The 23923-nt window shown below is 73.1% G+C and carries 18 protein-coding genes and 1 riboswitch; of the genes, 5 read left to right on the top strand and 13 right to left on the bottom strand.

Annotated elements, in window-relative coordinates; genetic code table 11:
- Positions 1 to 56: 56 nt before the first annotated feature.
- The 7 genes from ACFCV8_RS15970 to ACFCV8_RS15940 form a co-directional block, all read right to left on the bottom strand.
- Positions 57 to 821 (bottom strand): transglycosylase family protein, encoded by a 765-nt coding sequence (locus tag ACFCV8_RS15970; RefSeq protein WP_376685941.1) that lies wholly within the window; start codon positions 819 to 821, stop codon positions 57 to 59.
- A gap of 3 nt (positions 822 to 824) precedes the next feature.
- Positions 825 to 998, bottom strand: a riboswitch (cyclic di-AMP (ydaO/yuaA leader).
- Positions 999 to 1310: 312 nt separating this feature from the next.
- On the bottom strand, positions 1311 to 2282 hold the full coding sequence (locus ACFCV8_RS15965; RefSeq protein ID WP_376685940.1) for a transglycosylase family protein: 972 nt from the start codon (positions 2280 to 2282) through the stop codon (positions 1311 to 1313).
- Between the two features lie 105 nt (positions 2283 to 2387).
- Complete coding sequence (locus tag ACFCV8_RS15960) at positions 2388 to 3674, bottom strand: cytochrome P450 (RefSeq protein ID WP_376685943.1); 1287 nt, start codon at positions 3672 to 3674, stop codon at positions 2388 to 2390.
- 219 nt (positions 3675 to 3893) lie between these two features.
- Entirely contained in the window at positions 3894 to 4913 is a 1020-nt protein-coding gene (locus ACFCV8_RS15955) for a nucleoside triphosphate pyrophosphohydrolase (RefSeq protein ID WP_376685939.1), read from the bottom strand.
- Positions 4914 to 4956: 43 nt separating this feature from the next.
- Complete coding sequence (locus tag ACFCV8_RS15950) at positions 4957 to 5601, bottom strand: SurA N-terminal domain-containing protein (RefSeq protein ID WP_376685938.1); 645 nt, start codon at positions 5599 to 5601, stop codon at positions 4957 to 4959.
- 137 nt (positions 5602 to 5738) lie between these two features.
- Positions 5739 to 6125 carry a GtrA family protein gene (locus tag ACFCV8_RS15945; RefSeq protein WP_376685937.1) on the bottom strand — a complete coding sequence of 129 codons (387 nt, stop codon included), beginning with the start codon at positions 6123 to 6125 and terminating at the stop codon, positions 5739 to 5741.
- Positions 6122 to 7084: a glycosyltransferase family 2 protein gene (locus ACFCV8_RS15940; RefSeq protein WP_376685936.1), complete on the bottom strand. Its 963-nt coding sequence runs from the start codon at positions 7082 to 7084 to the stop codon at positions 6122 to 6124. Before ACFCV8_RS15940 ends, ACFCV8_RS15945 begins: the two co-directional genes overlap by 4 nt.
- A 123-nt stretch (positions 7085 to 7207) precedes the next feature.
- On the opposite strand from ACFCV8_RS15940, the gene ACFCV8_RS15935 reads away from it, so the two are divergent.
- Positions 7208 to 9736 carry a YfhO family protein gene (locus tag ACFCV8_RS15935; protein ID WP_376685935.1) on the top strand — a complete coding sequence of 843 codons (2529 nt, stop codon included), beginning with the start codon at positions 7208 to 7210 and terminating at the stop codon, positions 9734 to 9736.
- A 4-nt stretch (positions 9737 to 9740) separates the two neighbouring features.
- On the opposite strand, the gene ACFCV8_RS15930 is transcribed toward ACFCV8_RS15935, so the two are convergent.
- From ACFCV8_RS15930 to ACFCV8_RS15920, 3 genes are all read right to left on the bottom strand, one after another.
- Positions 9741 to 11279: a protein kinase gene (locus ACFCV8_RS15930; RefSeq protein WP_376685934.1), complete on the bottom strand. Its 1539-nt coding sequence runs from the start codon at positions 11277 to 11279 to the stop codon at positions 9741 to 9743.
- On the bottom strand, positions 11276 to 11932 hold the full coding sequence (locus ACFCV8_RS15925; RefSeq protein ID WP_376685933.1) for a hypothetical protein: 657 nt from the start codon (positions 11930 to 11932) through the stop codon (positions 11276 to 11278). Before ACFCV8_RS15925 ends, ACFCV8_RS15930 begins: the two co-directional genes overlap by 4 nt.
- 149 nt (positions 11933 to 12081) lie before the next feature.
- Entirely contained in the window at positions 12082 to 14247 is a 2166-nt protein-coding gene (locus tag ACFCV8_RS15920; RefSeq protein ID WP_376685942.1) for an N-6 DNA methylase, read from the bottom strand.
- Positions 14248 to 14533: 286 nt separating this feature from the next.
- Between ACFCV8_RS15920 and ACFCV8_RS15915 the strand changes: the two genes are divergently transcribed.
- Positions 14534 to 15388 carry a DUF4190 domain-containing protein gene (locus ACFCV8_RS15915; RefSeq protein ID WP_376685932.1) on the top strand — a complete coding sequence of 285 codons (855 nt, stop codon included), beginning with the start codon at positions 14534 to 14536 and terminating at the stop codon, positions 15386 to 15388.
- A 42-nt stretch (positions 15389 to 15430) separates the two neighbouring features.
- Here ACFCV8_RS15915 and ACFCV8_RS15910 read toward each other — a convergent pair whose 3' ends face one another.
- Together ACFCV8_RS15910 and ACFCV8_RS15905 are read right to left on the bottom strand one after the other, a co-directional pair.
- The gene (locus ACFCV8_RS15910; RefSeq protein ID WP_376685931.1) at positions 15431 to 16195 is read right to left on the bottom strand and encodes an HNH endonuclease family protein; all 765 of its coding nucleotides are present in this window, start codon (positions 16193 to 16195) and stop codon (positions 15431 to 15433) included.
- Positions 16196 to 16335: 140 nt separating this feature from the next.
- Entirely contained in the window at positions 16336 to 17127 is a 792-nt protein-coding gene (locus tag ACFCV8_RS15905) for an SDR family NAD(P)-dependent oxidoreductase (RefSeq protein WP_376685930.1), read from the bottom strand.
- A gap of 88 nt (positions 17128 to 17215) precedes the next feature.
- Between ACFCV8_RS15905 and ACFCV8_RS15900 the strand changes: the two genes are divergently transcribed.
- Both ACFCV8_RS15900 and ACFCV8_RS15895 read left to right on the top strand, forming a co-directional pair.
- Positions 17216 to 18073, top strand: a complete 858-nt coding sequence (locus ACFCV8_RS15900; protein WP_376685929.1) for a helix-turn-helix transcriptional regulator — start codon at positions 17216 to 17218, stop codon at positions 18071 to 18073.
- A gap of 49 nt (positions 18074 to 18122) precedes the next feature.
- The gene (locus tag ACFCV8_RS15895; RefSeq protein WP_376685928.1) at positions 18123 to 18719 is read left to right on the top strand and encodes a DinB family protein; all 597 of its coding nucleotides are present in this window, start codon (positions 18123 to 18125) and stop codon (positions 18717 to 18719) included.
- Positions 18720 to 18848: 129 nt separating this feature from the next.
- Here ACFCV8_RS15895 and mfd read toward each other — a convergent pair whose 3' ends face one another.
- Positions 18849 to 22382 (bottom strand): transcription-repair coupling factor, encoded by a 3534-nt coding sequence (gene mfd, locus ACFCV8_RS15890; RefSeq protein ID WP_376685927.1) that lies wholly within the window; start codon positions 22380 to 22382, stop codon positions 18849 to 18851.
- 479 nt (positions 22383 to 22861) lie between these two features.
- Here mfd and ACFCV8_RS15885 point away from each other — a divergent pair, with 479 nt between their 5' ends.
- Complete coding sequence (locus tag ACFCV8_RS15885) at positions 22862 to 23860, top strand: helix-turn-helix transcriptional regulator (protein WP_376685926.1); 999 nt, start codon at positions 22862 to 22864, stop codon at positions 23858 to 23860.
- The last annotated feature ends 63 nt before the right edge of the window (positions 23861 to 23923 follow it).

Below are 23923 nucleotides of genomic sequence, written 5' to 3'. Positions count from 1 at the left end.
GCACGCACGGGGGGATGCGCGCCGGGCCGGGGCGGCCGGGGAGGAGAGAGTCCCTGTTACTTCGTCAGGTGCAGCTGCTGACCCGGGTAGATCAGGTCGGCGTCCTCGACGATGTCCTTGTTCAGCTCGAACAGCCGCTGCCAGCCGCCCTTGACGCCGTGCTCGGCGGCGATCCTGCTCAGCGAGTCGCCGGTGACGACCTTGTACTCGCCGTCGCCCTTCTTGACCTTCTTGCCGGTCGGGGTGGTGACGGTCTTCTTCGACTCGGCGCGCGGGGCCTCGGTGCGGTCCGAGCGGGAGGCGGCGGGGGCCTCGGTGCGCTCGGCCGGCTTCGGCTGGGCCTGCTTCTTCGGGGCGGCGCTCTGCTGCTCGGAGGCGGCGGAACCGGCGGCCGAGTTGGCGGAGGAGTTCGAGGACGAGCCGGTGTCGACGCCCGGGTCGACACCGTCGTTGGTCAGGCCGCCGGCGGCGGCGCAGCCCCAGGCGCCCGGGCCCTGCATGTCGAGGAGGCGCTCGGCGGCGGCGATCTGCTGGGCCTTGGTGGCCAGGTCGGCGCGCGCGGCGTACTGGAGACCGCCGGCGGCGGCCCAGCTGGACTGCGAGAACTGCAGACCGCCGTAGTAGCCGTTGCCGGTGTTGATGGACCAGTTGCCGCCGGACTCGCACTGGGCGACGGCGTCCCAGGTGGCGACGGAGGCGGCGGAGGCGTTGGTCGCGCCCATCAGCGGCACGGCGACGGCGGCACCGGCGACGCCGGCGAGCGTGGCGATACGGACGACCTTGGACGGGCGGCGGTGCTTGCCCTTGCTGGAAAGCAGCATGGAACTTCTCCTCACCGACGCCTACGAGGTGAGCTGTCGGGTTCGGGCCGAGTGAGTTGCCCGGTCGCACGTCCTAGCGCGCGACTTCACCCCGAGCCTGGTCCGATACGTCGTCACGACGTCCGGACCCGGCGGCTTACCTGGGTCCCCCGCTCCTGCCTACGGCGCTGTACGCGTCTGTTTTCCCTTCGACCGACGGCAGGATTCGGCGTGACGGTCGACGGGGCCCGCGGTGCGAGCGATTCCGACCGTAAACATACGCAAGTCCTACATTCAAAGATGGACACATCGGACAATCAGCCCGTACTTGCATCGGAAGAACTGCCGTTTCCGCAGGTGGGAGCGGCATGGAAGGCTTCGCGGAACGCGACACGCCGGGAGACGTAAAGAGACCCATGTCTCACTTACGCATAAGTGGACATAGGCCCCTGAACTGCCCCGGTTTTCGAGGCGTTTTCAGACGATTGCCGGACTGCCTCCGGGCCGCCCCTACTCCGACTTCAGGTCGATCTCGAGGCTCTGGCCGGGGAGGATGAGGTCCGGGTCGGAGCCGACGACGGCCTTGTTCGCCTCGTAGAGTGCGGGCCAGCCGCCGGGAACCTTCTGTGCATCAGCAATCGTCCAGAGGCTGTCGCCGGGCCGGACGGTGTACGCGCCGTCGGCGGGCTGTTCGGCCGTGTCGCGTGCGCCGTTGCCGCCGCGCGAGGCGTGCCGGCCCGACTCGCGGTGGTCGCCGCCGGCGTCACGGCTCCCCTCGGCGGCCGGGGTGCCGCGGTGCCGGCCGCCCGCGTCGTTGGCCGATCCGGGTGAAGTGGCGGCGTCCCGGGGCGCGCGTGACGGCGCGTCGGACGGGGTTCCGGCGGACGGGGTGGCCGAGGGCGAGGACTGCGCCGACGGAGTGCCCTTCGCCTCACCCTTCGTCTTCTCCTTCGCCTCCCCCTTCGCCTTTCCCGGCCGCTCGCCGGAGTTCCCGGCGTCGTCCGCCGCCGGGTCGGACGAGGCGGGCCGCCCGGTCCCGGACGGGTCCACCTGCCCGGCGGGGTCGCCGACGGAAGCGGTGCCGGGATCCACGCCGGGCAGCGAGCCGTCGGCCGCCAGACCGGAGATGACCGAGCAGCTGGGCCAGGCCTTCGGGCCCCGGTCCTCCAGGACCTTCTCCGCCACCGCTATCTGCTGCGACCGGCTGGCGAGGTCGGCGCGCTCCGCGTAGTCCTGACCGCCGTACGCCTTCCAGGTCTCCGGCGAGAGCTGGAGGCCGCCGTAGAAACCGTTGCCGAAGTCGGCGCTCCACGCGCCGCCGCTCTCGCACTCGGCGACCCGGTCCCAGGTCGTGGCGTCGGCCGCGGACGCGCCCGACGCGCCCAGCAGCGGAATGGCGATGGCCGATCCGGTCACGCCCGCTGCGACGACGATGGCGGGTGCCTGCCGGGGGCGACGGTGCCTGCCGTTCGCGGATCCCATGGAATTGCCTTCCGTGTGACTGACGTGTGACTGGTAGGTCGAACGGTGAACCTAGCCGGACTCGAACGCGCGTCACAAGTCGATGCAGCGCAGATCACGTGAAAGTCACAGAGTTGATGAAGCGTCAGTTTCTGTGTCCGTACGCTCCGGCGTGAACTCCACGGGGAGTGTGCGAAGTCCACGCATGATGAGCCCTCCGCGCCACCGCAAATCGGCTGGTTCCACCGCAAGTCGCAGGTCCGGAAGGCGCTTCAGCAGCGTGGCGAGCGCGGTCCGGCCCTCCAGTCGGGCGAGCGGCGCGCCCAGGCAGTAATGGATGCCGTGCCCGTATCCGAGGTGCTGATTGTCACGCCGGGCGAGGTCGAGCGTGTCGGGATCCGAGAAGCGTGCCGGGTCGCGGTCGGCGGCGGCGAGCACCACGAGCACCGGGTCCCCGGCCGCGACGGACTGTCCGCCGAGCGTCAGCGGTTCGGTGGCGAACCGCCAGGTGGCCAGCTCCACCGGGCCGTCGTAGCGGAGCAGCTCCTCGATCCCGGTCTCCAGCAGCCCCTCCTCCCCCGCGTCGAGCGACCGTTGCAGCCGTTCGCGTTCGCCGGGGTTGCGGAGCAGGGCGTAGACCCCGTTGCCGATGAGGTTGACGGTGGTCTCGAAACCGGCGAAGAGCAGGATGAAGGCCATGGCGGCGGCCTCGTTCTCGGTGAGGTGCTCGCCGTGGTCGCTGGCCCGGATCAGCCCGGAGATCAGGTCGTCGCCGGGGTTCTCGCGCTTGCGGTGGATGAGCTCGGCGAGGTAGCCGCGCATCTTCTTCACCGACCGGGCGACACCGCCGCGCGGCCCGCCGCCGTGGCGGATCATCATGCCCGCCCAGTCCCGGAAGTCGTCCTGGTCCTCGGGCGGTACGCCGAGCAGGTCGCAGATCGCGTAGATGGGGAGCGGGAAGGCCAGGTCGTGGATGAGGTCGGCCTCGCCGTTCCCGGCGAAACGGTCGATGAGCCGGTCCGTCAGCTCCTGGACGCGCGGGGCGAACTCGGCGACCCGGCGCGGGGTGAACGCCTTGGAGACCAGGCGGCGCAGCCGGGTGTGGTCGGGCGGGTCGATGTTCAGCAGGTGCGTCATCAGCTCCGCCTTGCGCTCACCGGGGATGCCGGTCTTGCCCTTGGCGTGCGCCGGTTCGGCGTGGTGGGCCGGGTTCTTGGAGAGCCGGGAGTCGGCGAGGGCCTGCCGGGCGTCCTCGTACCGGGTCACCAGCCATGCCTCGACGCCGCTGGGCAGCGCGGTCCGGTGTACGGGGCTGTGCTCGCGCAGCCACGCGTACGCCGGGTACGGGTCGGTGGCGAACTCCCAGGTGAAGAGCTCGGGCGCCCCGGCCGCCGGGCAGGCGGCGGGCGGCACGGCCGGGTGGTCCGTGGCGGGCGCGGGCTCCGTGGCGGGCACGGGCCGGTCGGCGGTCGGGTCCGTGGACCGGTGGGCGGGACACGTGGGAGGCTGCTCGGCGGGGCGGTCGGCGGCGGGGCTGTCGTTCACCCTTCGACGTTATCCGCTGCCCTCGGGCGCCGGCCGTGGCCCTCCGGCATCGGCCGCGGCCCTCCGCCGCTGTCCGCCGCCCCGGCGTCAGCCGCGGTTCCCGGCTCCGTCCGTCTCCCCCCGGCGCCCGCCCCCGCCGTGGCCCTCCGCCGCTCTGATCGCGTCCCGGTAGGCGCGGCCCGCGGCGCGCAGGGCGGCCTCGGGGTCGACGCCGTCCCGCTCGGCCCGGACGGCGAGGGCGAGGAGCTCGTAGCCGATGCCCTCGCCGGTGGGGAGCGGCACGTCGAGACCGGCGGTACGGACCCGGCTCGCCAGCTTGGCCGCGAGCGCGAGGCCGGGCTGGCCGACCGGGACCCCGTCGGTGACCGAGTCGCGCTGCTTCTCGACGGCCTTGGTGCGCAGCCAGTGCGCGTGGACGTCCTCGGGGGTCTCGGCGGTCTCGTCGCCGAAGACGTGCGGGTGGCGGTGGATCAGCTTCTCGATGAGGGTCGCGGCCACGTCGTCGACGGAGAACGGCTCCGCGCCGTCCCCGGGGCGGCCCTCCTCGGCGATCCTGGCGTGGAAGACGACCTGGAGGAGGACGTCGCCCAGCTCCTCGCGGAGTTCGTCGCGGTCGCCGTCCTCGATCGCCTCGACGAGCTCGTACGCCTCCTCGACGGCGTACTTGGCGAGGCCCTCGTGGGTCTTCTGCGAGGTCCACGGGCATTCGGCCCTGATCCGGTCCATGATCTGGACCAGGTCGAGGAGCCGGGCGCCCGGCAGGTCGTACGAGCCGGGCAGCAGCTCCAGGTCCGGCATCCGCGTCCGCCCCGATCCGGCGAGCCGGGCCAGGCCGTCGGTGAGCGCGTCGTCACCCTCGCCGCCCGCGAGGACGACGACGCTCCGGCCGCCCGCGCACGCGTCGACGAGCTCCGGCGCGGTGGGCGCGGCGTGCTCGACGGTGACACCGGCCTCGCGCAGGTACGGCAGCTGCGGGTGGTCCGGGTCGGCGCACAGGACCCGGTCGGCGGCGTGCAGTGCCTGCCAGGCGGGCCAGGACAGCAGTCCGGGGGCGACGCGGTGGCTGGCGGTGAGCAGGACGATGCGGCCGGGGTCTTCAGCGTTCACCGTTCGAATCTACCTCTGTCGCCGCCGCCCGTTCCGTCGCAGGTCAGGCTCCCGCGCCTTCCGGCTTGGTGACCTGGGTGATCCAGGGGGCCCGGTAGGCGGCGAGCTGGGTCTGCTTGCTGTCCCAGGTGCCGTAGCGCGGGTTGACGTCGACGCCGAGCTCCTTGGACGCCTTGCTCAGCGCCTCGGACACGGCCTGCTGGCCGGAGGGCTGCTGGAGATCGACGCCGAGGGCGGTGCCCAGCTTCGTCAGCTGGACCTGCTCGCGCAGTACGGCGTCGATCTGGTCGGGGGCGATCCAGCTCCGCTGGAGCATCACCGTACGCAGCCCCGCCGGACCGCCGGACTGGGCCTCGGCGTCCTTGCGCATCTGCTGGATCTCGGCGCGGTTCACGGTCACGCCCGCGTCCCGCGCGGCCCGGTCGACGACCTTGTCGAAGATCATGCCGTGCAGCTTGGCCCGGCTGAGCTGGCCCGACTTGTCGATGAGCTGGGCGGGGTCCTTCGTCTTGTTCTGCGCCGCGCGCACGGAGGCCACCTGGCCCTGGAGCGTGGCGACCTCGATCCGTTCCCCTCCGACGACGGCCGCCGCCCCCGGGTGGGTCCCGCTGCCGCACGCGGCCAGGAGTGGGGCGCCGGCGAGCAGGGCGGCGGAGACGGTGAGCGCGGTGCGACGGCGGCGGTGCAAAGGAACCTCCCGGGGAGACTTTGTGCATCAGTGCACAAGACCTTGCGGTGATCGATGTTAGGCAGTGGACGTGGCTGGGGCCACTGATTCGACCAACGATTCGGAAGGAGTTGGGGATGTGGGCCCGGCCGGGCGGCTCAGACCCGGCGGGCGGGTTCCGGCCGGAGCATGATCGTCCGGGAGACGAGGAAGGTGATCGGGATGGCCGCCGCCGCGGCGGCCAGCGGGGCGTACCGGCTGCTGAATCCGGCGAGGTCGACCAGCAGGTAGACGCCTCCGGTGGTGATGACGAAGTTGGCGGCGTTGGTCAGCGGGAAGAGCAGGAACTTCCGCCAGGTGGGGCGGGTCCGGTAGGTGAACCGGCAGTTCAGGAAGAAGGAACCGGTCATGCTCAGCGCGAAGGCGATCACATGAGCGGCGATGTACGGCAGCCGGGTCAGCAGTACCAGGTAGCAGCCGTAGTACGTGCCGGTGTTCACCACCCCCACCAGGGCGAACCGGGCCATCTGGGCGGTGACCGTCATCGGCGTACGTACTCCTGGGGCTCCCGGGCGGCCCGCGGGGTGTCGGCGTTCGTGGCCTTGACCAGGTAGTGCGGGCGCCGCTTCACCTCGTAGTAGATACGGCCGACGTACTCGCCGACCACCCCGATCATCACCATCTGGACCCCGGCGAGCGCGATGACCACGACGAGCGTGGTGACGTAGCCGGGGGTGTCCACGCCTTGCACCAGGGCGACGCCGACGATCCACGCCGCGTACGCGAGGGCCACCGACAGCAGCAGCATGCCCAGGTAGAGCGCGGCCCGCAGCGGCTTGTTGTTGAAGGACAGCAGCCCGTCCAGGCCGTAGTTGAGGAGCTTGCCGAAGGTCCAGGCGGAGCTGCCCTGCTCCCGTACGGCGTTCTCGTAGCCGAAGGTCTTCGTGCGGAACCCGACCCAGGCGAAGAGGCCCTTGGAGAACCGGTTGTACTCGGTGAGCCGCAGGACGGCGTCCACGGTGCGGCGGGACAGCAGCCGGAAGTCGCCGACGCCGTCGACGAGCTCCACGTCGACCAGGCGGTTGATCAGCCAGTAGTAGGCGCGGGCGGTGACGGTGCGGGTGACCCGGTCGCCCTTGCGGGTGCGGCGGGCGACGACCTGGTCGTAGCCCCGCTCGTGCTCCTCGAGCATCCGGCCGACCAGTTCGGGCGGGTGCTGGAGGTCGGCGTCCATGATGACGACGGCGTCACCCTCGGCGTGCTGGAGACCGGCCAGCATGGCGGCCTCCTTGCCGAAGTTGCGGCTGAAGGAGACGTACCGGACCCGGGGGTCGGCGGCGGCCAGCTCCTGGAGGATCATCAGCGTCCGGTCGGCGCTGCCGTCGTCCACGAAGACCAGCTGGAACTCGTGTCCGAGCCCGGCCATCTCGTCCGTGACACGTTCATGGAAGCGTTCGAGGATCTCTTCCTCGTTGTAGCAGGGCACCACCAGAGAGATCAGCACAGACGTACACCAGCCGGGCCAGATGTCGGCATCCGATGCAGCACGTGACCGCCGCACGTCCATTGAGTGAACTGGCGCACGGCACAAGGGATTTGGGTGTTCGAGGCTGGCATATTCCTGCCCATGCTCCCGTCCACGCCGACTTCCCGTCCCCGCCTGCGCGCGGGCTCGCTCGCCGCACTGCTCACCGTCGTCGCGGTCTGCGCGGGCGACGCCGTCTCGCGCGGCTTCCCGTTCGGCCCCCGCACGCGGAGCGTGAACGACCTGGGCAACCAGTTCGTCCCGTTCCACGCCCGGCTCTGGGACCTGCTGCACGGGCAGGCCGACGGCGGGCTGCTGCTGAACTGGTCGTCCGGCTTCGGGACGAGTTTCCTGCCGGATCTCGGTACGTATCTCAGCAGCCCGTTCGCCCTGCTCGTCGGGGTCTTCCCGAGGGACCGGATCGACCTCGCGGTCTATGTGGTGACGGTCTCGAAGATGGCGGCCGCGGCGGCCCTGATGGCGGTGTTCCTGCTGACGCTGCGCGGCGGGCGCTGGTGGGCGGCCGGGGTGCTGGGCGGCTCGTACGCGCTGTGCGGCTGGTCGGTCGCGGAGGCGGCGTACAACCCGATGTGGCTGGACGGGCTGATCGCGCTGCCGCTGCTCTGCCTGGCCGCCGAGTGGGCCCGGACCGGGCGGCACCGGGTGGCCGCGCCGCTGCTGGTCGCGCTGGCGTGGGTGGCCAACTTCTACACGGCGTACATGGCGACGCTCGGCGCGGCGCTGGTGCTGGCCGTCCGGCTGTTCACCGAGCGGGAGGACCGGGGCGCGGTGGTCCGGGCGCTGGGCCGGGCGGCCCGCACGGTCGGGGTGGGGATCGGGCTGTCGGCGCCCGTACTGGTCCCGGTCTACCTGGGCACCAAGCACGCCTACCCGGGCTGGGACCGGCCGTTCGCGCCCGCCTCCTGGACCGATGTGCTCGCCCGGCTGCTGCCCGCCACGTACAGCTTCTTCACCCCCGCCCTCTATCTCGGTACGGGCACCCTGCTGCTGGCCGGTGCGCTGGCCTTCCAGCGGGCCGTGCCGAAGCGGGAGCGGTGGGCGTGGGCGGGGCTGGTGGCCGGGGTCGCGCTGTCGATGCAGTGGCGGCCCACCCATCTGCTCTGGCACGCCTTCGCCACGCCCAACGGCAGCCCGTACCGGCAGACCTTCGTGCTGGCCGGGCTGTTGGTGACCGCCGCGTGGGTCTCGGTCTCGTACGGCCGGCCTGAGCGGCGGGCACTGCTCGGCGGGGGCGCGGTCCTGGTGCTGCTCGCGGCCGGGGCGGGCTTCAGCGGGCTGGTCACGGGGTGGACGTATCCGCTGTTCGCGCTCGGCCTGGGCGCGGCGCTCCTCGCCCTGCTGCTGGTGGGGCGGGGCGGGCGGTACGCGGCGCTGGCGGCCGTGCTGCTGATCGGCGCGCAGGCCGGGCAGGCCGCCGCGGCGACCGCGTACTTCGACCGGCAGCGGCTGAACCGGCTCGACGACTACGCCCCCTGGGGCGAACGGCAGAGCACCCAGCGGGCCGTGGTCGCGGGCGCCGATGACTGGCCGCACGCCCGGACGGACCCCGGCCGGGAGCAGACCACCGCGAACGATCCGCTGCTGGTGGGCGGGCAGGGCGGCGCGTACTACAGCAGCCACACACCCGATGTGCTGACCCGCACGATGCGGGCGCTCGGCGGCGGGTGGACGTCGAACGGCCGGGCGGTGCAGAGCCTCGACAACCCGGTCACGGACGCGGTCTTCTCGGTCGGCGCCCGGGTACGCGGCCCGCGCGACCCGCACCAGGGGGCCGGGCACACGGGCATGGGCGCCCCGGACGGCCGGCCGGTGACGGCGAGCCGGGCCGGGGTGCCGCCGCTGGTGACGGTGCGCCCGGCGGGCGGTTCCGCGGGCGGTCCGGTGGCGTACGGGCGGTCGGCGTTCCGGAACCAGGAGCTGCTGCTGGGCTCGCGGGTGTACACCGTCCCGCCGACGACGCTGCGGGCGGTGCCGGGCGGCACGGCCCCGGTGACGGACCGGGGTGCGTACGACTACCGGGTGGGGCGGGGCGCGTACACGCTGGCCGCCGCCTGCCCGGCGGGGTCCGAGGCGTATCTGTGGACGCCCGACATGTTCGGCCGGGCCCGGCTCGGCGACGGCCGGGACGTCGAGTTCAAGGGGCAGCTTCCGGCCCGGCGGGCCGCGATGCAGCACCTGGGCCGGGTCGGTGCGGACGGGAGCGTACGGATCGCGCTGGCCCCGGTGCGCGCCGGGACCGTGCCGCACCGGGCGGTCGGCTGCCTGGACCGGGCCCGGCTGGCCTCGGCGGTCGGCGGTCTGCGGGCGACCGGCGCGACCGCCGTCCGCGTCACCGACGACGGCGTCCGGGCCGAGCTGCCGCCCGGCGCCACCGGGACGGTGGTGCTGGCCGCGCCCCGGATCGCGGGCTGGCGCTGCCAGGGCCGCCCCGCCGACAGCTACCTGGGCCTGGTCGCCACCCCGGTCCCGGCCGACGGCGCGGCGGTGGAGTGCGGATTCCGGCCGCCGGGGCTGCGGGCGGGCGCCCTGGCCGGGGCGGGCGCGCTGGCCTTCCTGGCCGCGGGCGGGCTGGTGTCGGCGTACCGGCGGCGGTCCGGCCGGCCCGTGTGACGGATCAGCCGCCGTGGACCTCGACCTGACGGTCCAGGCGGCGGCGCAGTTCCGCCGGGAGCGGGTGCTGGGGCCCGTAGGCCCGTTCGGCGTCGTACAGCAGCGCCTGGAGCTGGACGCGGGCGGTGACGTGGTCGCCGAGGGCCAGCAGCAGATGGGCGATGCGGTTGCGGATCTCGAAGCAGCGGGCCGGGTCGCCGCCCCTGGCGTGCTCGTCGTAGTACGGCAGGACCGCGCGGTACTCGGCGAGCGCGGCGGCCGGTTCGCCGAGCTGTTCCAGGCACTGGGCCGCGTCGTAGCGGAACTGGAGCGTCTGCGGGTCGGCCGGGCCCGCCTCGGCCGCCCGGTCGTCGGCGAGTCTGCGCAGCTCGGGCAGGGCACGGCGGTACTGGCCGTCGTCCATCAGCGTCGCCGCGTACTGCTTGCGCAGGATGCGGACCACGGCGGAGCCCTCGCCGTGCTGTTCGGCGGCGACCGGGAGGATCGAGCCGAGGATGTCCACCGCCTGGGTGATCCGGCCCTCGCCGAGCAGCTTCTTGACGTCGTCGACGGCGGCGGCCACATCGGGCCGGGCGGCGGCGGGTGTGGCCGGGGCCTGCGGCGGCGGGGGTACGGGGGTGGCGCGGTCGGGCCAGGGGGCGTGCGGGCGCAGGAAGGGGCGGGTGGGGTCGAGCGGGCCGGCGGCGAGCGCGGTGCCCGGCGCGGGGAGCAGCGGGGCGAGGTGGTCGTACACCTCCTGGGCGCCGGACGGGCGGTGCTGGGGGTCCTTGGCGAGCAGGCGCAGCACCAGCGCTTCGAGCGGCTCGGGGATGTCGGGCCTGATCCGGCGGACCGGGAGCGGCGGCTCGTGGAGGTGGCGGTGGAGCACGCCGAGCGCGGTGGACCCGGAGAACGGCACGTCGCCGCTGAGCAGTTCGTGCAGGAGCACGCCGAGGGCGTACAGGTCGGTGTACGGGCCGACGGCGCCGCCCATCGCCTGCTCGGGGGCCATGTAGGCCGGGGAGCCGATGGGCGAGCCGGTGTGGGTGAGGCGGGTGGTGTCGCTGTCCAGGACGGAGGCGACGCCCAGGTCGAGCACGGTGAGGGTGCCGTCCGGGCGGACCATGACGTTCCGGGGTTTGAGGTCGCGGTGAACGATCGGCACGGCGTGCACGGCGCACAGGACGGAGCAGAGCTGGGCGGCGACCGCGACGGACCACTGCCAGGGGTACGGGTCGTGCTCGGCGAGGTGGTCGGAGAGGTCGGCGCCCTCGACGTACTGCATGACGAGATAGAGGTCGTCGCCGTCGCTGCCCGCGTCGTGGACGGTGACCAGGCCGGGGTGGTCGACCCGGGCGGTGACCCGGCACTCGCGGACGAAGCGGCGGCGGAGCTCGTCGGCGGCGGCGCTGTCGACGGGGCCGGTGACCCGGTCGGGGCGGAGCAGTTTCACCGCGACGCGGCGGTCCAGGCGCTGGTCGTAGGCCGTCCAGACCTGGCCCATGCCGCCCTGGCCGAGGATGGTGGCCAGTTCGTAACGGCCGCCGATGAGACGTCCGCTCACCGGCCCTCCTCCTTGCGGAGGTAGTCGCTCAGCTCGTCCAGCTCGGCACGCACCTGGTCGATGCGCTGGGGGCGGGGGTGGCTCGGCCGGCTCGGCTGGGTCTGCTGTTGCGAAAGCGGCTGTGGCGGCGGCGGCGGTTGCTGTGGCTGCGGCAGCGGCAGCGGCTGTTGTTGCGGCTGTGGCCGGGGGTGGAACTGAGGATGCGGATACGGCGGTTGCACAGGGGCGGGGGCGGGGGCGGGCGAGGGCAGGGTCGGCACCGTCTGCGCGTAGGCGTACCCGGGCGGCGGGCCGGGCATGGCGCGCTCCTTGGTCAGCCGGTCGTAGTGGCGGACGTCCCCGACCAGGTAGTAGGCGATCGAGCCCGCCATCGCCAGCAGCAGCAGCGGGATGAGCACGTTGTCGATGCCGGTCGGCTCCTCGCCGCCGTCCCCGAGGATCGGCAGGAGTACGCAGACGAAGACGAACCCGGCCCCGGTCAGCCACCAGTCGGTGGCCCGGCGGCGCACGATCGCGAGGCGGAGCAGCGGGGTCCACAGCAGCAGCCCGACCGAGCCCACCGTGAGCACGGTGAACAGCACCCGCATGGAGACGATCCAGCCCCGGCCGGGAACCCGGCGCGGCGGCGTCGGCGGATGAGCCGGGGCGTACATGGCTGCTCCTGGAGGACCTGGTCGTTGAAGATCCGCGCGCACGCTCCGTGCGCGCGGATTCCGAGCGTAAAGGGCGACACCGACAACCGGCCCGGGGTTGTACGGATCAGCTGTGTTCCGCCTCACCCCGGACCAGGCCGGTCCGCCGGTCAGTCCGGCGTCACCGTGCCGTCGGTCAGCCCGTCGTACATCCCCTGGACGAGCTGTCCGCCGAGCCGGCCGGTCAGCCTCAGGGCGTCCTCGAACTCCGCCAGGGCGCGGAACCGCCGCCCGTACCGCTGTTGTTCGGCGAGCGGCAGCCGGGGCAGCTGGAGGCGTCGGGCGTCCAGCCGGCTGGCGGTGGAGGCGTAGCTGCTGGCCTGGCGGTTGTTGGCGGTGCCGCGCAGGAATCCGGCGAGGAACCAGGGGTCGAGGGCGGCCGGGTCGGGGCGCAGCAGCTGGAGGTTGCGGCCGAGCGCGGCGCCCGCGGTGGCCGCGTCGACGACCCGGGTGACGGAGCCGCCGCCGAGTACGGGGACGACGACGTCGCCCGGCTCGACGAGCACCGGCTCCTCGGGGGGCCCGTCGGCGGACAGGCTTCCCGAGGGGGCGGTGGAGCCGAGGACGTCGTGCTCGGTGAGGACGGGGCCGGTGCCGGTGCCGGAGCCGCCGGTGCGGAGCCGGAGGGCGCCGGCGCGGGCGAGTTCGCCGATGGTGGTGAGCGGCCAGTGGGCGGGGTCGCCGGGGGGTGCGGGGGGCGGGGTGAGGGAGGCGGTGAGGCCGAGCGTCTCGGTGAGCCGTTCCCGTACGCGGACCAGTTCGGCCGGGCCGCCGGAGGTGGCGGGCGGCAGGTGGCGGGCGGGGGCGAGGTCCACGTCGTCGTCGAGGAGTTCGATGACGGGTACGGCGCGGCTGACGCCGGGGCGGTCCGCGGCCGGGGCGCCGCCCCCTTCGCTCCCGCCCTCGCCCTTGCGCTCGCCCTTGCCCTCGCCCTTGCGCTCGAAGGACCGCCAGGCGTCGAGCACGGTGCCGTGCACCGCCTGCCAGTCGGGCCGGTCGCGCCCGCCGGCCGGGGCGGCGGACGCCCCGGAGCCCGTCGAGGACGGCTCGGCGGGTTCGGCGGTGTCGACGAGCAGCAGCTCCGGCGAGGGGTGCGGGCCGCCGCCGGGCCTGCGGAGCACCCAGAGGTGGAGCGGGATGCCGTACGGGGGCGCGGCCCCGGCCGGGAGCGCGACGACGGCGCGCAGGGCGCCGCGGCGGAGCAGGTCGGCGCGGATGCGGCGGCCGGAGCGGCGCGAGGCGGCGGCCGGGGGCATCAGGAGGACGGCGGTGCCGCCCGGGCGCAACCGGGCCAGGGCGTGCTGGACCCAGGCCAGTTCGGATTCGGTGCGGGCGGGGAGGCCGTACTCCCAGCGCGGGTCGTAGGCGAGTTCGTCGTGGCCCCAGTTGCGTTCGTTGAACGGCGGGTGGCAGAGCACGATGTCGGCGCCGAGCTGCGGGAAGGCGTCGGCGCGCAGGGTGTCGCCGGTCCGCGCGGCGACGGTGGTGCGGGCGTCGTCGGCGTGCAGGGCGAGTCGGAGGGCGGTGAGCGCGGCGAGGTCGGGGTCGGCCTCCTGCGCGTGGAGGGCGGCCGGGCCGTCGACGGCCCGCAGCAGGGCGCCGGTACCCGCGGCCGGATCGAGGACCGTACGGAAACCCTCGCCCCCGCGCGCGCCGGCCAGGGCGGCCATCAGCTCGGCGAGTCCGGGCGGGGTGAGGGTGTACTGGCGTGGATTGGCGTCCAGTTGACGGCCGAGCAGGAACTCGAAGGTCTCCGGGACCCCCGTGCTCTCGGCGAGTTCGGCGGCGGCGCGGAGCAGCGGGACGGACGGGAGGAGTTCGGCGCTGCCCGGGGTGTGAACCGCCCGGCCGGGCCCGGCCGGGCCGAAACGATCGGCGAGCAGCCTGTCGAGGGCGAGGGGGAGCACCCCGGCCATCCGCGTGTCCGAGACGGCGGCGCACTCGCGCCAGGCTGCGGGGCCGGTCCGCAGGAGCAGCAGGGCGCAGCCGGTGTGGACCAGGGCGGGGACCGCTCCGGCCGGGTGCCCGGCGAGCTGCTGCCAGACCCGTTCACGGAGCGGGACCTCGGCGAGTTTCCCCTGGTCGCGCAGCCATTGTTCGACCTCGGAGAGGGAGAAGGCGGGGCTCGTCTCGGTGCCGCCGACGGGCTTGGGGAAGTCGGCGTGGCGACGGCGCCAGTTGCTGACCGCGGCGCGCCCCACACCCGCCAGTCGCGCGATCCCTGCCGCGGTCACCTCGGCCGCGCCCGCGCCCGCCGCCCGCTCCGCCTTCTCCATCCGCTCCGTCTTCCCCGTCTTCTCCGCCTTCTCCGTCTTCTCCGGCACTGACTGTCTCCCTGGTCCTGGCGCGCGTCCCGGTCGTGGCTTGTCGGCGAGCATACCGACCCGGTTCACACGACATCGATTCACAGCGTGCATCACACCATCCACCGTGAATCGTGTTGACTCGGTTCACAAGCTCTGCTGTTATTGACCCGTTGCTGCACGAGCGATGCGCGAGAGCGCTGCACCAAGCAGCCCACCACCCATTTCCGCTCATTCCTGCTCTGCCGGAGGCACAGCCATGTCCCAGTTCACGCAGTCGCCGCAGTCCCCCGAGCCCCACCCCCAGCAGCCGTACGTCCCCGCGCAGACGCCGGGAACGCACCCGGCCCGTAACGGACTGGGCATCACCGCACTCGTCCTGGGGATCATCGGCGCCGTGTCCGGCCTGATCCCGCTCCTGTTCTGGCTGGCGGGCGTCCTCGGCCTGATCGCCCTGGTCCTGGGCCTGGCGGGACGGGGCCGGGCGAAGCGCGGCGAGGCCACGAACAAGGGGGTGGCCACCTTCGGCGCCGCGCTCGGGGTGGTCTCCCTGATCCTCGCGGTGGTGGGCGTGGTCATCACGTTCAAGGCGGTGGACGACGCCGTGAAGGACCTCGACAAGGCGGTGTCGGACACCACGGCCTCCGCGAAGCCGAAGCCCGGTGACGACACCGGCAGGAAGGGCGGGGACAAGAAGGAGGAAGGAAAGAAGAAGGACACGTCCGAGGCCCTGGAGGCCGGCGACTCGGCCGTGTACGACGACGACCTGACCGTCACGGTCGGCGACGCCACCTCCTACGCCCCGGGCTCCTACGCCGTCGGGCACACCAAGGGCAAGAAGGCGTACCGGATCGCCGTCGTCATCGAGAACGCGGGCAAGGAGAAGTTCGACTCCGCGCTGGTCAACGTCGCGGCCCGGGCCGGTCAGGACGGCGTGGAGGCCGAGCAGATCTTCGACGACAAGGTGGGCGCCGGCTTCGACGGCACGATCCTGCCCGGCAAGAAGGTCACGGTGCAGTTCGCCTTCGACACCCCGGTGGACGCCAGGAACCTGACCGTCGAGGTCAACCCGGGCTTCACCTACGACGCCACCCTGTGGGACCTGAAGCTCTGACCCCCGGCCCGGCCCCTGCCAGGGGCCGCCGGGCCGTCCGCCTCAGCCGCCGCACTGCTCCAGCATCGCCGTCTTGTCGGCGGCGGTGACGGGCAGTTCGTACTTGAGGGCCACCTGCGCGAACCGCACCGCGTAGGAGCAGCGGACCGGCTCGTACGGGGGCAGCCAGGAGGCGGGGCCGTAGTCGCGCTTGGCGTTGTTGGCCGGCCCGTCGACCGGGATGAGGTTGAGCGGGTCGTTGGCGATCTGCTGGCGCTTGGCCTCGCCCCAACGCGAGGCGCCCATCTGCCAGTCGTACGAGAGCGGCATCACGTGGTCGATCTGGATCCTGGCGGGCCGCTCCTTGCTCCACTGGATGGTCGAGCCGGTGTACGGGTCCTTGAGGTCCATCGACACGACCACGCAGTCCGAACCGGAGCGGAGCTTGACCTTCTTGCCGTCCCGGGCGAGGAGGTCGTTGCGGGTGTCGCAGCCGTTGCGGGCGAGCGGTATCCCGTCGATCGAGTCCTTCCAGGCGTAGCCGAACTTGTCCCGGGCGTACCCGTTCTTCGTCCCGCGCCTCTTGGTCGTCACCCGCTCGATGACCTTCCGTCCGGCCGCCCGGTCGGCCTCGGAGGTGAGCGGTGCGAGGCCCGGCTTCGTGCCGTCCGGGTTCGCCAGCGGGCTCGCCCCGAATCCGCTGACGGTGCGTCCGCCGCCGCTTCCCCCCTTGGGAGGCAGGGAGTCGGCGTCGCAGCCGGTCAGGGCCAGAACCGCCGTCACACAGAGGGCGGGCAGGGCCACTTGGTACACACGGGGAGCAGACACGCGGAGCCGTCCTGACGGAGAGAGAGCCGAACCACCGAATCGTACGTATGTCTCTCCTGCGCACAGGCGTACACACCCGTGCCGCTCCCCGATGCGGCCGGAATCACATCTTCCGACCGCTGTTCGGCGTCCTGTCCGGCTCAGGAACGCATGCCGCCGTCGACGCGGAGGACGGTGCCGGTGACGTAGGAGGCGCGGTCGCTGAGCAGCCAGGCGGCCGCCTCGGCGATCTCGTCCGGGTCGGCGGCACGCCCCAGCGGCGTCTGGGCGTTGAGCTGCTCGATGATGCCGGGGGAGTCCGCCTCCCACTCGTGGACCATCTCGGTGAGCGTGGTGCCGGGCGCGATGGCGTTGACGCGGATGCCCTCCGGGCCGTACGTGACGGCGGCCGAGGCGGTGAGGCTGTTGACCGCCCGCTTCGCCGCGCCGTAGGCGGGCAGCCAGGGGTTGCCCATCAGACTGCCGACGCTGGAGGTGTTGACGATCGCCCCGGTCCCGGCGGTGGCCCGGATGGCGGCGATCTCGGCGGTCATGGCCAGCCACGGGCCCTTGAAGTCGATCGCGCTCACCCGGTCGAAGTCGGCCTCCGTCATCAGGTCCATCGGGCCGGGCGGCTGGGCCGTGGCGCCGTTGTTGAAGGCGACGTCGAGCCGGCCGTACACCTCCACGGCCCGGTCGACGGCCGCGCGGATGCTCGCCGGGTCGGCCAGGTCGCACAGCGCGTACTCGACGGTGCCGCCCGCCGCCCGGATCTCCTCGGTCACCGCCTCCAGCTGGGCCCGGGTGCGGGACGCGAGAACCACCCGCGCCCCCTCCCGGGCGAACAGCCGGGCCGCGGCGGCGCCGATGCCCCGGCCCGCGCCGACGACGAGGGCGACCTTGCCGGAGAGCAGGCCCGGCGGTGTGGTGGATGTGATCGGTGTGTCGTTCATGCCGACGAGCCTGCGCCGGATCGGGCCCCTCATCCAGGCACCGGCGGTACCTGGCTCGGCCGGCCGGGCATCACGCACACTGGAGAGCGTGGATCGACGAGAACTGGCAGGCTTCCTGCGCAGCAGGCGCGAACGGATCACCCCCGCCGAGGTGGGGCTGCCCGCCGGGCCGCGCCGCCGCACGCCGGGGCTGCGCCGCGAGGAGGTGGCGCAGCTGGCGTTCATCTCGACGGAGTACTACACCCGGCTGGAGCAGGCCCGCGCCCCGCACCCGTCCCGCGAGGTGCTGGCCCAGGTCGCCCGTGCCCTGCGCCTCTCGGACGCCGAACGCGACCATCTGCACCATCTCGCCGGCACCCCGCCGGGCCCCCTGCCCGGCCCCTCCAGGGAGGTGCGGCAGAGCATCGTCGACCTGCTGGACCGGCTCCCGGAGGCCGCGGCGCTCGTCCTGTCGGCGACGTACGAGGTGATCGCCTGGAACGGTCTGGCCGCGGCCCTGATGGAGGACTTCTCCGCACTGTCGCGCCGCGACCGCAATCTCGTCCGGCGCGTCTTCCTGGGGCCGCACCGGCAGGGCCGGCCGCTGTACGGCGCCTCCGACGGGGACGAGTTCGTCCGCAGCTCGGCCCAGCACCTGCGTGCCGCGGCGGCCCGCTACCCCGACGACCCGGAGGTGACCGGCCTGGTCGAGGAGCTCCTCGCCGGGAGCGAGGAGTTCGCCCGCATCTGGGCGGGCCACGACGTGACCGCCCGTCCGACCCTCTGCAAGACCTTCCGCCACCCTCTCGTCGGCCCCGTCTCCGTCAACTGCGACATCCTCGACATCGCCGACCGGGACCAGCGGGTCATCATCTACACCGCCGCTCCCGGCTCGCCGTCGGAACAGGCGCTGCGGCTGCTGTCGGTCGTCGGCACCCAGCGCCTGGACGTCCCCTCGGGCGCGTGACGGATCCGTCCCGGACCGGTTGTCAGTGCCGGGTGCGAGACTGCCCGGCATGATCGAACCAGACCCGAAGGCGGACCTTCTCCAGTACCTCCAGCAGGGGCGCGACGCCCTCGTGTGGAAGCTCGACGGGCTCTCCGAGTACGACGTACGCCGCCCGCTGACGCCCACCGGCACCAATCTGCTCGGGCTGCTCAAGCATCTGGCCGGGGTGGAGCTGGGCTACTTCGGCGACACGTTCGGGCGGCCGTACTTCACCGGGGAGCCGCCGTCCTGGTGGTACACGCGGGACGCGGAGCCCAACGCGGACATGTGGGCCACGGCCGACGAGTCCCGCGAGGACATCGTCGGGCTGTACCGCAGCGCCTGGGCGCACACGGACGCCACGGTCGAGGCCCACGGCCTCGATGCGACCGGCCGCGTCCCGTGGTGGCCCGAGGAGCGTGCCGAGGCGACGCTCCACCACCTCCTGATCCGGGTCATCTGCGACACCCAGCGCCACGCGGGCCACGCCGACGTGGTCCGCGAGCTCATCGACGGTGCCACCGGCTACACCCCGGCCCAGGACAGCCTGCCGTCCGAGGACCCGGCCTGGTGGGAGAAGCACCGCGCCCGCCTGGAACGGGTGGCCCGGGAGGCCGGCGGCTGACCGCGCCCGCGCCTCCTGCGGCATGCGGCGGCCGGCCCGCCGACCGGCACTCGGATGGAGGCCTGTCCGCCTGCGGACGCGCCTCCGCCGGAGCGGGGCCCGCCGTTCACGCGGCGGGCCCCCGGACGGTTACGAGCCCAGGATCGTGGTGAGGAACTCCCCCGTCCAGGCGAGGAGTTCGCGGCCGACGACCGGTTTGCCGCCGACCTTGCCGGTGGTGGGGCGCGGGACCAGGATCTGGTGGACGGCCGGTTTGATGACCGTGCGCGGGTAGAGGCGCTTCAGGCGGAGCTCCTGGGATTCGCGCAGCTCGACCGGGGCGAAGCGGATGTTCGGGCCCTGGAGGACGATCTCGCCGACCCCGCAGGCACGGGCCAGCATGCGCAGACCGGCCACCAGGAGCAGGTTCTCGACCGGCTCGGGAAGCTTGCCGTAGCGGTCGGTCAGCTCTTCCCGTACGGCCCGGATGTCGTCCTCCGTGTTGGCGGAGGCGATCGCGCGGTACGCCTGGAGGCGCAGCCGCTCGCCGGGGGCGTAGTCGTGCGGGACGTGGGCGTCGACCGGGAGCTCGATCTTGACCTCAAGCGGCGGCTCCTCCTCCACGCCGCCTTCGAGGGAGGCCCGGTAGTCGGCGACCGCCTCGCCCACCATGCGTACGTACAGGTCGAAGCCGACGCCCGCGATGTGGCCGGACTGCTCGCCGCCCAGCAGGTTCCCGGCGCCGCGGATCTCCAGGTCCTTCATCGCCACGTACATGCCCGCGCCCATCTCGGTGTGCTGGGCGATCGTGGCGAGGCGTTCGTGGGCGGTCTCGGTGAGCGGCTTCTCCGGCGGGTAGAGGAAGTAGGCGTAGCCGCGCTCGCGGCCCCGGCCGACCCGGCCGCGCAGCTGGTGGAGCTGGGAGAGGCCGAAGTTGTCGCCGCGCTCCACGATGAGGGTGTTGGCGTTGGAGATGTCGATGCCGGACTCGACGATCGTCGTGGAGACCAGGACGTCGAACTTCTTCTCCCAGAAGTCCACCACCACCTGCTCCAGGGCCTGCTCGGACATCTGGCCGTGTGCCGTGGCGATCCGGGCCTCCGGGACGATCTCGCGGAGCCGGGCGGCGGCGCGGTCGATCGACTCGACCCGGTTGTGGATGTAGAACGCCTGGCCCTCGCGGAGCAGTTCGCGGCGGATGGCGGCGCCGATCTGCTTCTCCTCGTACGGACCGACGAAGGTGAGGACGGGGTGGCGTTCCTCGGGGGGCGTGGTGATCGTCGACATCTCGCGGATGCCGGTCACCGCCATTTCGAGGGTACGGGGGATGGGCGTCGCGGACATGGTGAGGACGTCCACGTTGGCGCGGAGCTTCTTCAGCTGCTCCTTGTGCTCGACGCCGAAGCGCTGCTCCTCGTCGACGATGACCAGGCCGAGGTCCTTGAACCGGGTCTCGGAGGAGAAGAGGCGGTGGGTGCCGATGACCAGGTCGACGGAGCCCTCGCGGAGCCCTTCGAGGGTGGCCTTCGACTCGGTCTCGGACTGGAAGCGGCTGAGCGCGCGGACGTTGACCGGGAACTGGGAGTAGCGCTCGGTGAAGGTGCCGTAGTGCTGCTGGACGAGGAGGGTCGTGGGGACGAGGACGGCGACCTGCTTGCCGTCCTGGACCGCCTTGAACGCCGCCCGGACCGCGATCTCCGTCTTGCCGTAACCGACGTCGCCGCAGATCAGCCGGTCCATCGGGACGGACTTCTCCATGTCCTCCTTGACCTCGGCGATGGTGGAGAGCTGGTCGGGCGTCTCCGCGTACGGGAAGGCGTCCTCCAGTTCGCGCTGCCAGGGGGTGTCGGGGCCGAAGGTGTGTCCGGGGGCCGCCATCCGGGCCGAGTAGAGCTTGATCAGGTCGGCGGCGATCTCCTTGACGGCCTTCTTGGCGCGGGCCTTGGTCTTCGTCCAGTCGGCGCCGCCGAGCCGGTGCAGGGTGGGGGCCTCGCCGCCGACGTACTTGGTGACCTGTTCCAGCTGGTCGGTCGGGATGTACAGGCGGTCGCCGGGCTGGCCGCGCTTGGCGGGGGCGTACTCGACGAGCAGGTACTCGCGGGTGGCGCCCTGCACGGTGCGCTGCACCATCTCGATGTAGCGGCCCACGCCGTGCTGCTCGTGGACGATGTAGTCGCCGGACTCCAGGGTCAGCGGATCGATCGTCTTGCGGCGGCGGGCCGGCATCCGGCCCAGGTCCTTGGTGGCGGTGCGCTGGCCGGTGAGGTCGGTCTCGGTGAGGACCGCGAGCCTGAGCGCCGGATCGACGAAGCCGTGGTCGATCGCGCCGCAGGAGACGTGGACGACGGACGGGGAGATCTCCGCGAGGTCCGGGTCGAGGCGGGCGGCGATGCCCTCGCCGCTCAGCACCTCGACGGTACGGGAGGCCAGGCCCTGGCCCTCGGTGACGTAGACCGTGCGCCAGCCGTCGGCGATCCGGCCCTTGGTGTCGGCGAAGGCGCGGGCGGTGTCGCCGCGGTACGCCTCCGGGGCGTGCATGCCGAGCTGGAGGGTGTCCTCGTCGGTCTCGGCGTCCTCGGCGGCGAACGGGGAGACCGACCACCACATCATGCCCAGGTCGCGGGCACGGTCCCGGACGTCCGCGATGCCCCACAGCGAGGCCGCGCCCACGTCGATCGGGGCCTCGCCGCCGCCCGCGGTGGCCGCCCAGGACGCCTGGAGGAACTCCTGGCTGGTGGCGACAAGGTCGGCGGCCCGGGTACGGACCCGCTCCGGGTCGCAGACCACCGCCATCGCCCCCTCGGGCAGCACGTCGAGCAGCAGCTCCATGTCGTCGACGAGCACCGGGGCGAGGGACTCCATGCCCTCCACCGCGATCCCCTCGGCGATCTTGCCGAGCAGTTCGCCCAGCTCGGGGTGGGCCTCGGCGAGGGCGGCGGCCCGCTGCCGGACCTCGTCGGTGAGCAGCAGCTCGCGGCAGGGCGGCGCCCACAGCCCGTGCTCGGCGATCTCCAGCGAGCGCTGGTCGGCGATCTTGAAGTAGCGGATCTCCTCGACGTCGTCGCCCCAGAACTCCACCCGCAGCGGGTGCTCCTCGGTCGGCGGGAAGACGTCCAGGATGCCGCCGCGTACGGCGAACTCGCCGCGCTTCTCGACCAGTTCGACCCGGGAGTAGGCGGCGGCGCCGAGCGCTTCGACGGTCTTGCCGAGGTCGGCGCTCTGCCCGATGGCCAGCGCCACGGGCTCCAGGTCGCCGAGCCCCTTGACCTGCGGCTGGAGCACGGAACGGATCGGCGCGACGACCACCGAGACCGGCCCGGTCTCCGGGTCGTCCGCGCGCGGGTGGGCCAGCCTGCGCAGCACGGCGAGGCGGCGGCCCACGGTGTCCGAGCGGGGTGAGAGCCGCTCGTGGGGCAGGGTCTCCCAGGACGGGAACTCGGCGATCGTGTCCGGCGGCAGCAGGGTGCGCAGCGCGGCCGCCAGGTCCTCGGCCTCCCGGCCCGTCGCGGTGACGGCGAGGACCGTGCGCCCGGTCCCACGGGCGAGCGCGGCGACGGTGAAGGGGCGGGCGGCGGGCGGGCCGACGAGGTCGACATGCATCCGGTGGCCGTCGCCGGCGGCCTTCACCGCTTCGTCGAGCGCCGGATCACGTACGACGACATCGAGCAGACCGTGCAGGCTCATGAAGGGCTTCCGTCCGGTGATGAAGGGCAGGTCCCGACAGCCGGCTGCTGCCAGGGACGGGCAACGCGAAGGGCCCGACACGTGTGCGGGGGCGGCTTCCGGTCCCGGCACGATCCGGGCGCCACCCCCGGACGGGCCGGGGACCACCAGCCTACGACTCCGCCGCGGTGCCCGCGTGCGGGCGGGGCGCGCGGCGCGGTGGCCGAAACGGCACCGCGGGGCGGGAACCGGTCGGTGCGGGGCGGGCCCGGAACGGGTGGCGGGCCGAATCCGGGAAGAGGCAGGCCGGCAGGGACGGCCGCCGTCGCGGACCGTCCGTCGCACGGGGGCGGCCGCTCGTCGCAGGACACGCACCGTTCATCTCCGGCCTGCACACAGTTGTGTCCGAGGTCCTCACAGAAATGGGCCCAGCGTCTACTCTTTGGCCGAAAGATTCCACAAGCACGCTCGGGGGCAGGCGTACGGCAGCGGGGGCATACGTGGGCGACAACGAGATGTCCGTGTTCGGAGTCTCGGCGGCCGAGGAAACGGTGTACCGGCATTTCCTGCGCAATCCCGGCACCACCACGGAGGACGTCCAGCTGCTGCTGCACACCACCCCGGACTCCGCGCGCGCCTGCGTCGCACGGCTCCGGGAGCTGCGGCTGCTGCACCCCGAGGAGTCCGACCGGCGCATCTTCCCGACCGACCCCGAGACCGCCGTGGCCCGGCTGATCGACCAGCGGGTGCATGCCCTGCACCAGGAGTTCCAACGTGTCACCCGGTCGCGGCACGTCATCGACGGGCTGCTCGCGGAGCAGTTCACCCGTAAGCCCCATCCGCTCGGGATCGAGCAGTTGGAGGGGCTGGCGCAGATCCGCAACCGGATCGACGACCTCGCGTTCTTCGCGCGCGAGGAGATCCTCTCGGTGGAGCCGTACACCAAGCTCTCGCCGGAGAACATCGCCCGTTCGCGCCCTCTGGACCTGCGCTGTCTGCGGCGCGGCGTGCAGATCCGGAACGTGGTGATCCGGGAGGCGCTGCGGGACCGGGCGACCGCCGCGTATCTGCGGGAGCTGGCCGAGCACGGAGCGATGATCCGGGTGACGGAGCAGAGTGCCGAGCGGCTGCTGGTCTACGACCGCAAGGCGGCGCTCGTCCCGCTGGACCCGCGTGACACCTCGCGCGGCGCGCTGCTGGCCCACCGCAGCGGCCTGGTCAGCAACATCATCGCGCTCTTCGAGAAGATCTGGGACCAGGCGACGGATCTCGGCCGGGTGGACGACCCGGCGGACCGGGAGCCGAAGGACGGTCCGTCGGAGACCGAGCGCCGGGTGCTGGTGTCGATGTGCTCGGTGGGCAAGGACGAGGCGGGCGCACGCGAACTGGGCGTGTCGGTACGCACGTACCGGCGGCACGTCGCCGATCTGATGCAGACGCTCGGCGCCGCGAGCCGCGCCCACGCCGCGCTGCTGGCCCGGGAACGTGGCTGGATTTAGCCGTACGCGGCACGGAACGGGCCGGGGGGCCGGACGTCCGGGACCCGGGGTTCAGGACGCAGG

Source organism: Streptomyces sp. NPDC056347 (genome assembly GCF_042262625.1).
In the GTDB taxonomy this organism is placed as follows: domain Bacteria; phylum Actinomycetota; class Actinomycetes; order Streptomycetales; family Streptomycetaceae; genus Streptomyces.
The sequence above is the reverse complement of the archived record's forward strand: the minus strand, read 5'-3'. Positions and strand labels throughout refer to the sequence as shown.

What these genes read in the sequence shown, in the direction of transcription:
- ACFCV8_RS15970 (WP_376685941.1), bottom strand. Translation starts at nt 821, where the DNA reads ATGCTGCTTTCCAGCAAGGGCAAGCACCGCCGCCCGTCCAAGGTCGTC.
- ACFCV8_RS15965 (WP_376685940.1), bottom strand. Translation starts at nt 2,282, where the DNA reads ATGGGATCCGCGAACGGCAGGCACCGTCGCCCCCGGCAGGCACCCGCC.
- ACFCV8_RS15945 (WP_376685937.1), bottom strand. Translation starts at nt 6,125, where the DNA reads ATGACGGTCACCGCCCAGATGGCCCGGTTCGCCCTGGTGGGGGTGGTG.
- ACFCV8_RS15935 (WP_376685935.1), top strand. Translation starts at nt 7,208, where the DNA reads ATGCTCCCGTCCACGCCGACTTCCCGTCCCCGCCTGCGCGCGGGCTCG.
- ACFCV8_RS15925 (WP_376685933.1), bottom strand. Translation starts at nt 11,932, where the DNA reads ATGTACGCCCCGGCTCATCCGCCGACGCCGCCGCGCCGGGTTCCCGGC.
- ACFCV8_RS15920 (WP_376685942.1), bottom strand. Translation starts at nt 14,247, where the DNA reads ATGGAGAAGGCGGAGCGGGCGGCGGGCGCGGGCGCGGCCGAGGTGACC.
- ACFCV8_RS15915 (WP_376685932.1), top strand. Translation starts at nt 14,534, where the DNA reads ATGTCCCAGTTCACGCAGTCGCCGCAGTCCCCCGAGCCCCACCCCCAG.
- ACFCV8_RS15905 (WP_376685930.1), bottom strand. Translation starts at nt 17,127, where the DNA reads ATGAACGACACACCGATCACATCCACCACACCGCCGGGCCTGCTCTCC.
- ACFCV8_RS15895 (WP_376685928.1), top strand. Translation starts at nt 18,123, where the DNA reads ATGATCGAACCAGACCCGAAGGCGGACCTTCTCCAGTACCTCCAGCAG.
- mfd (WP_376685927.1), bottom strand. Translation starts at nt 22,382, where the DNA reads ATGAGCCTGCACGGTCTGCTCGATGTCGTCGTACGTGATCCGGCGCTC.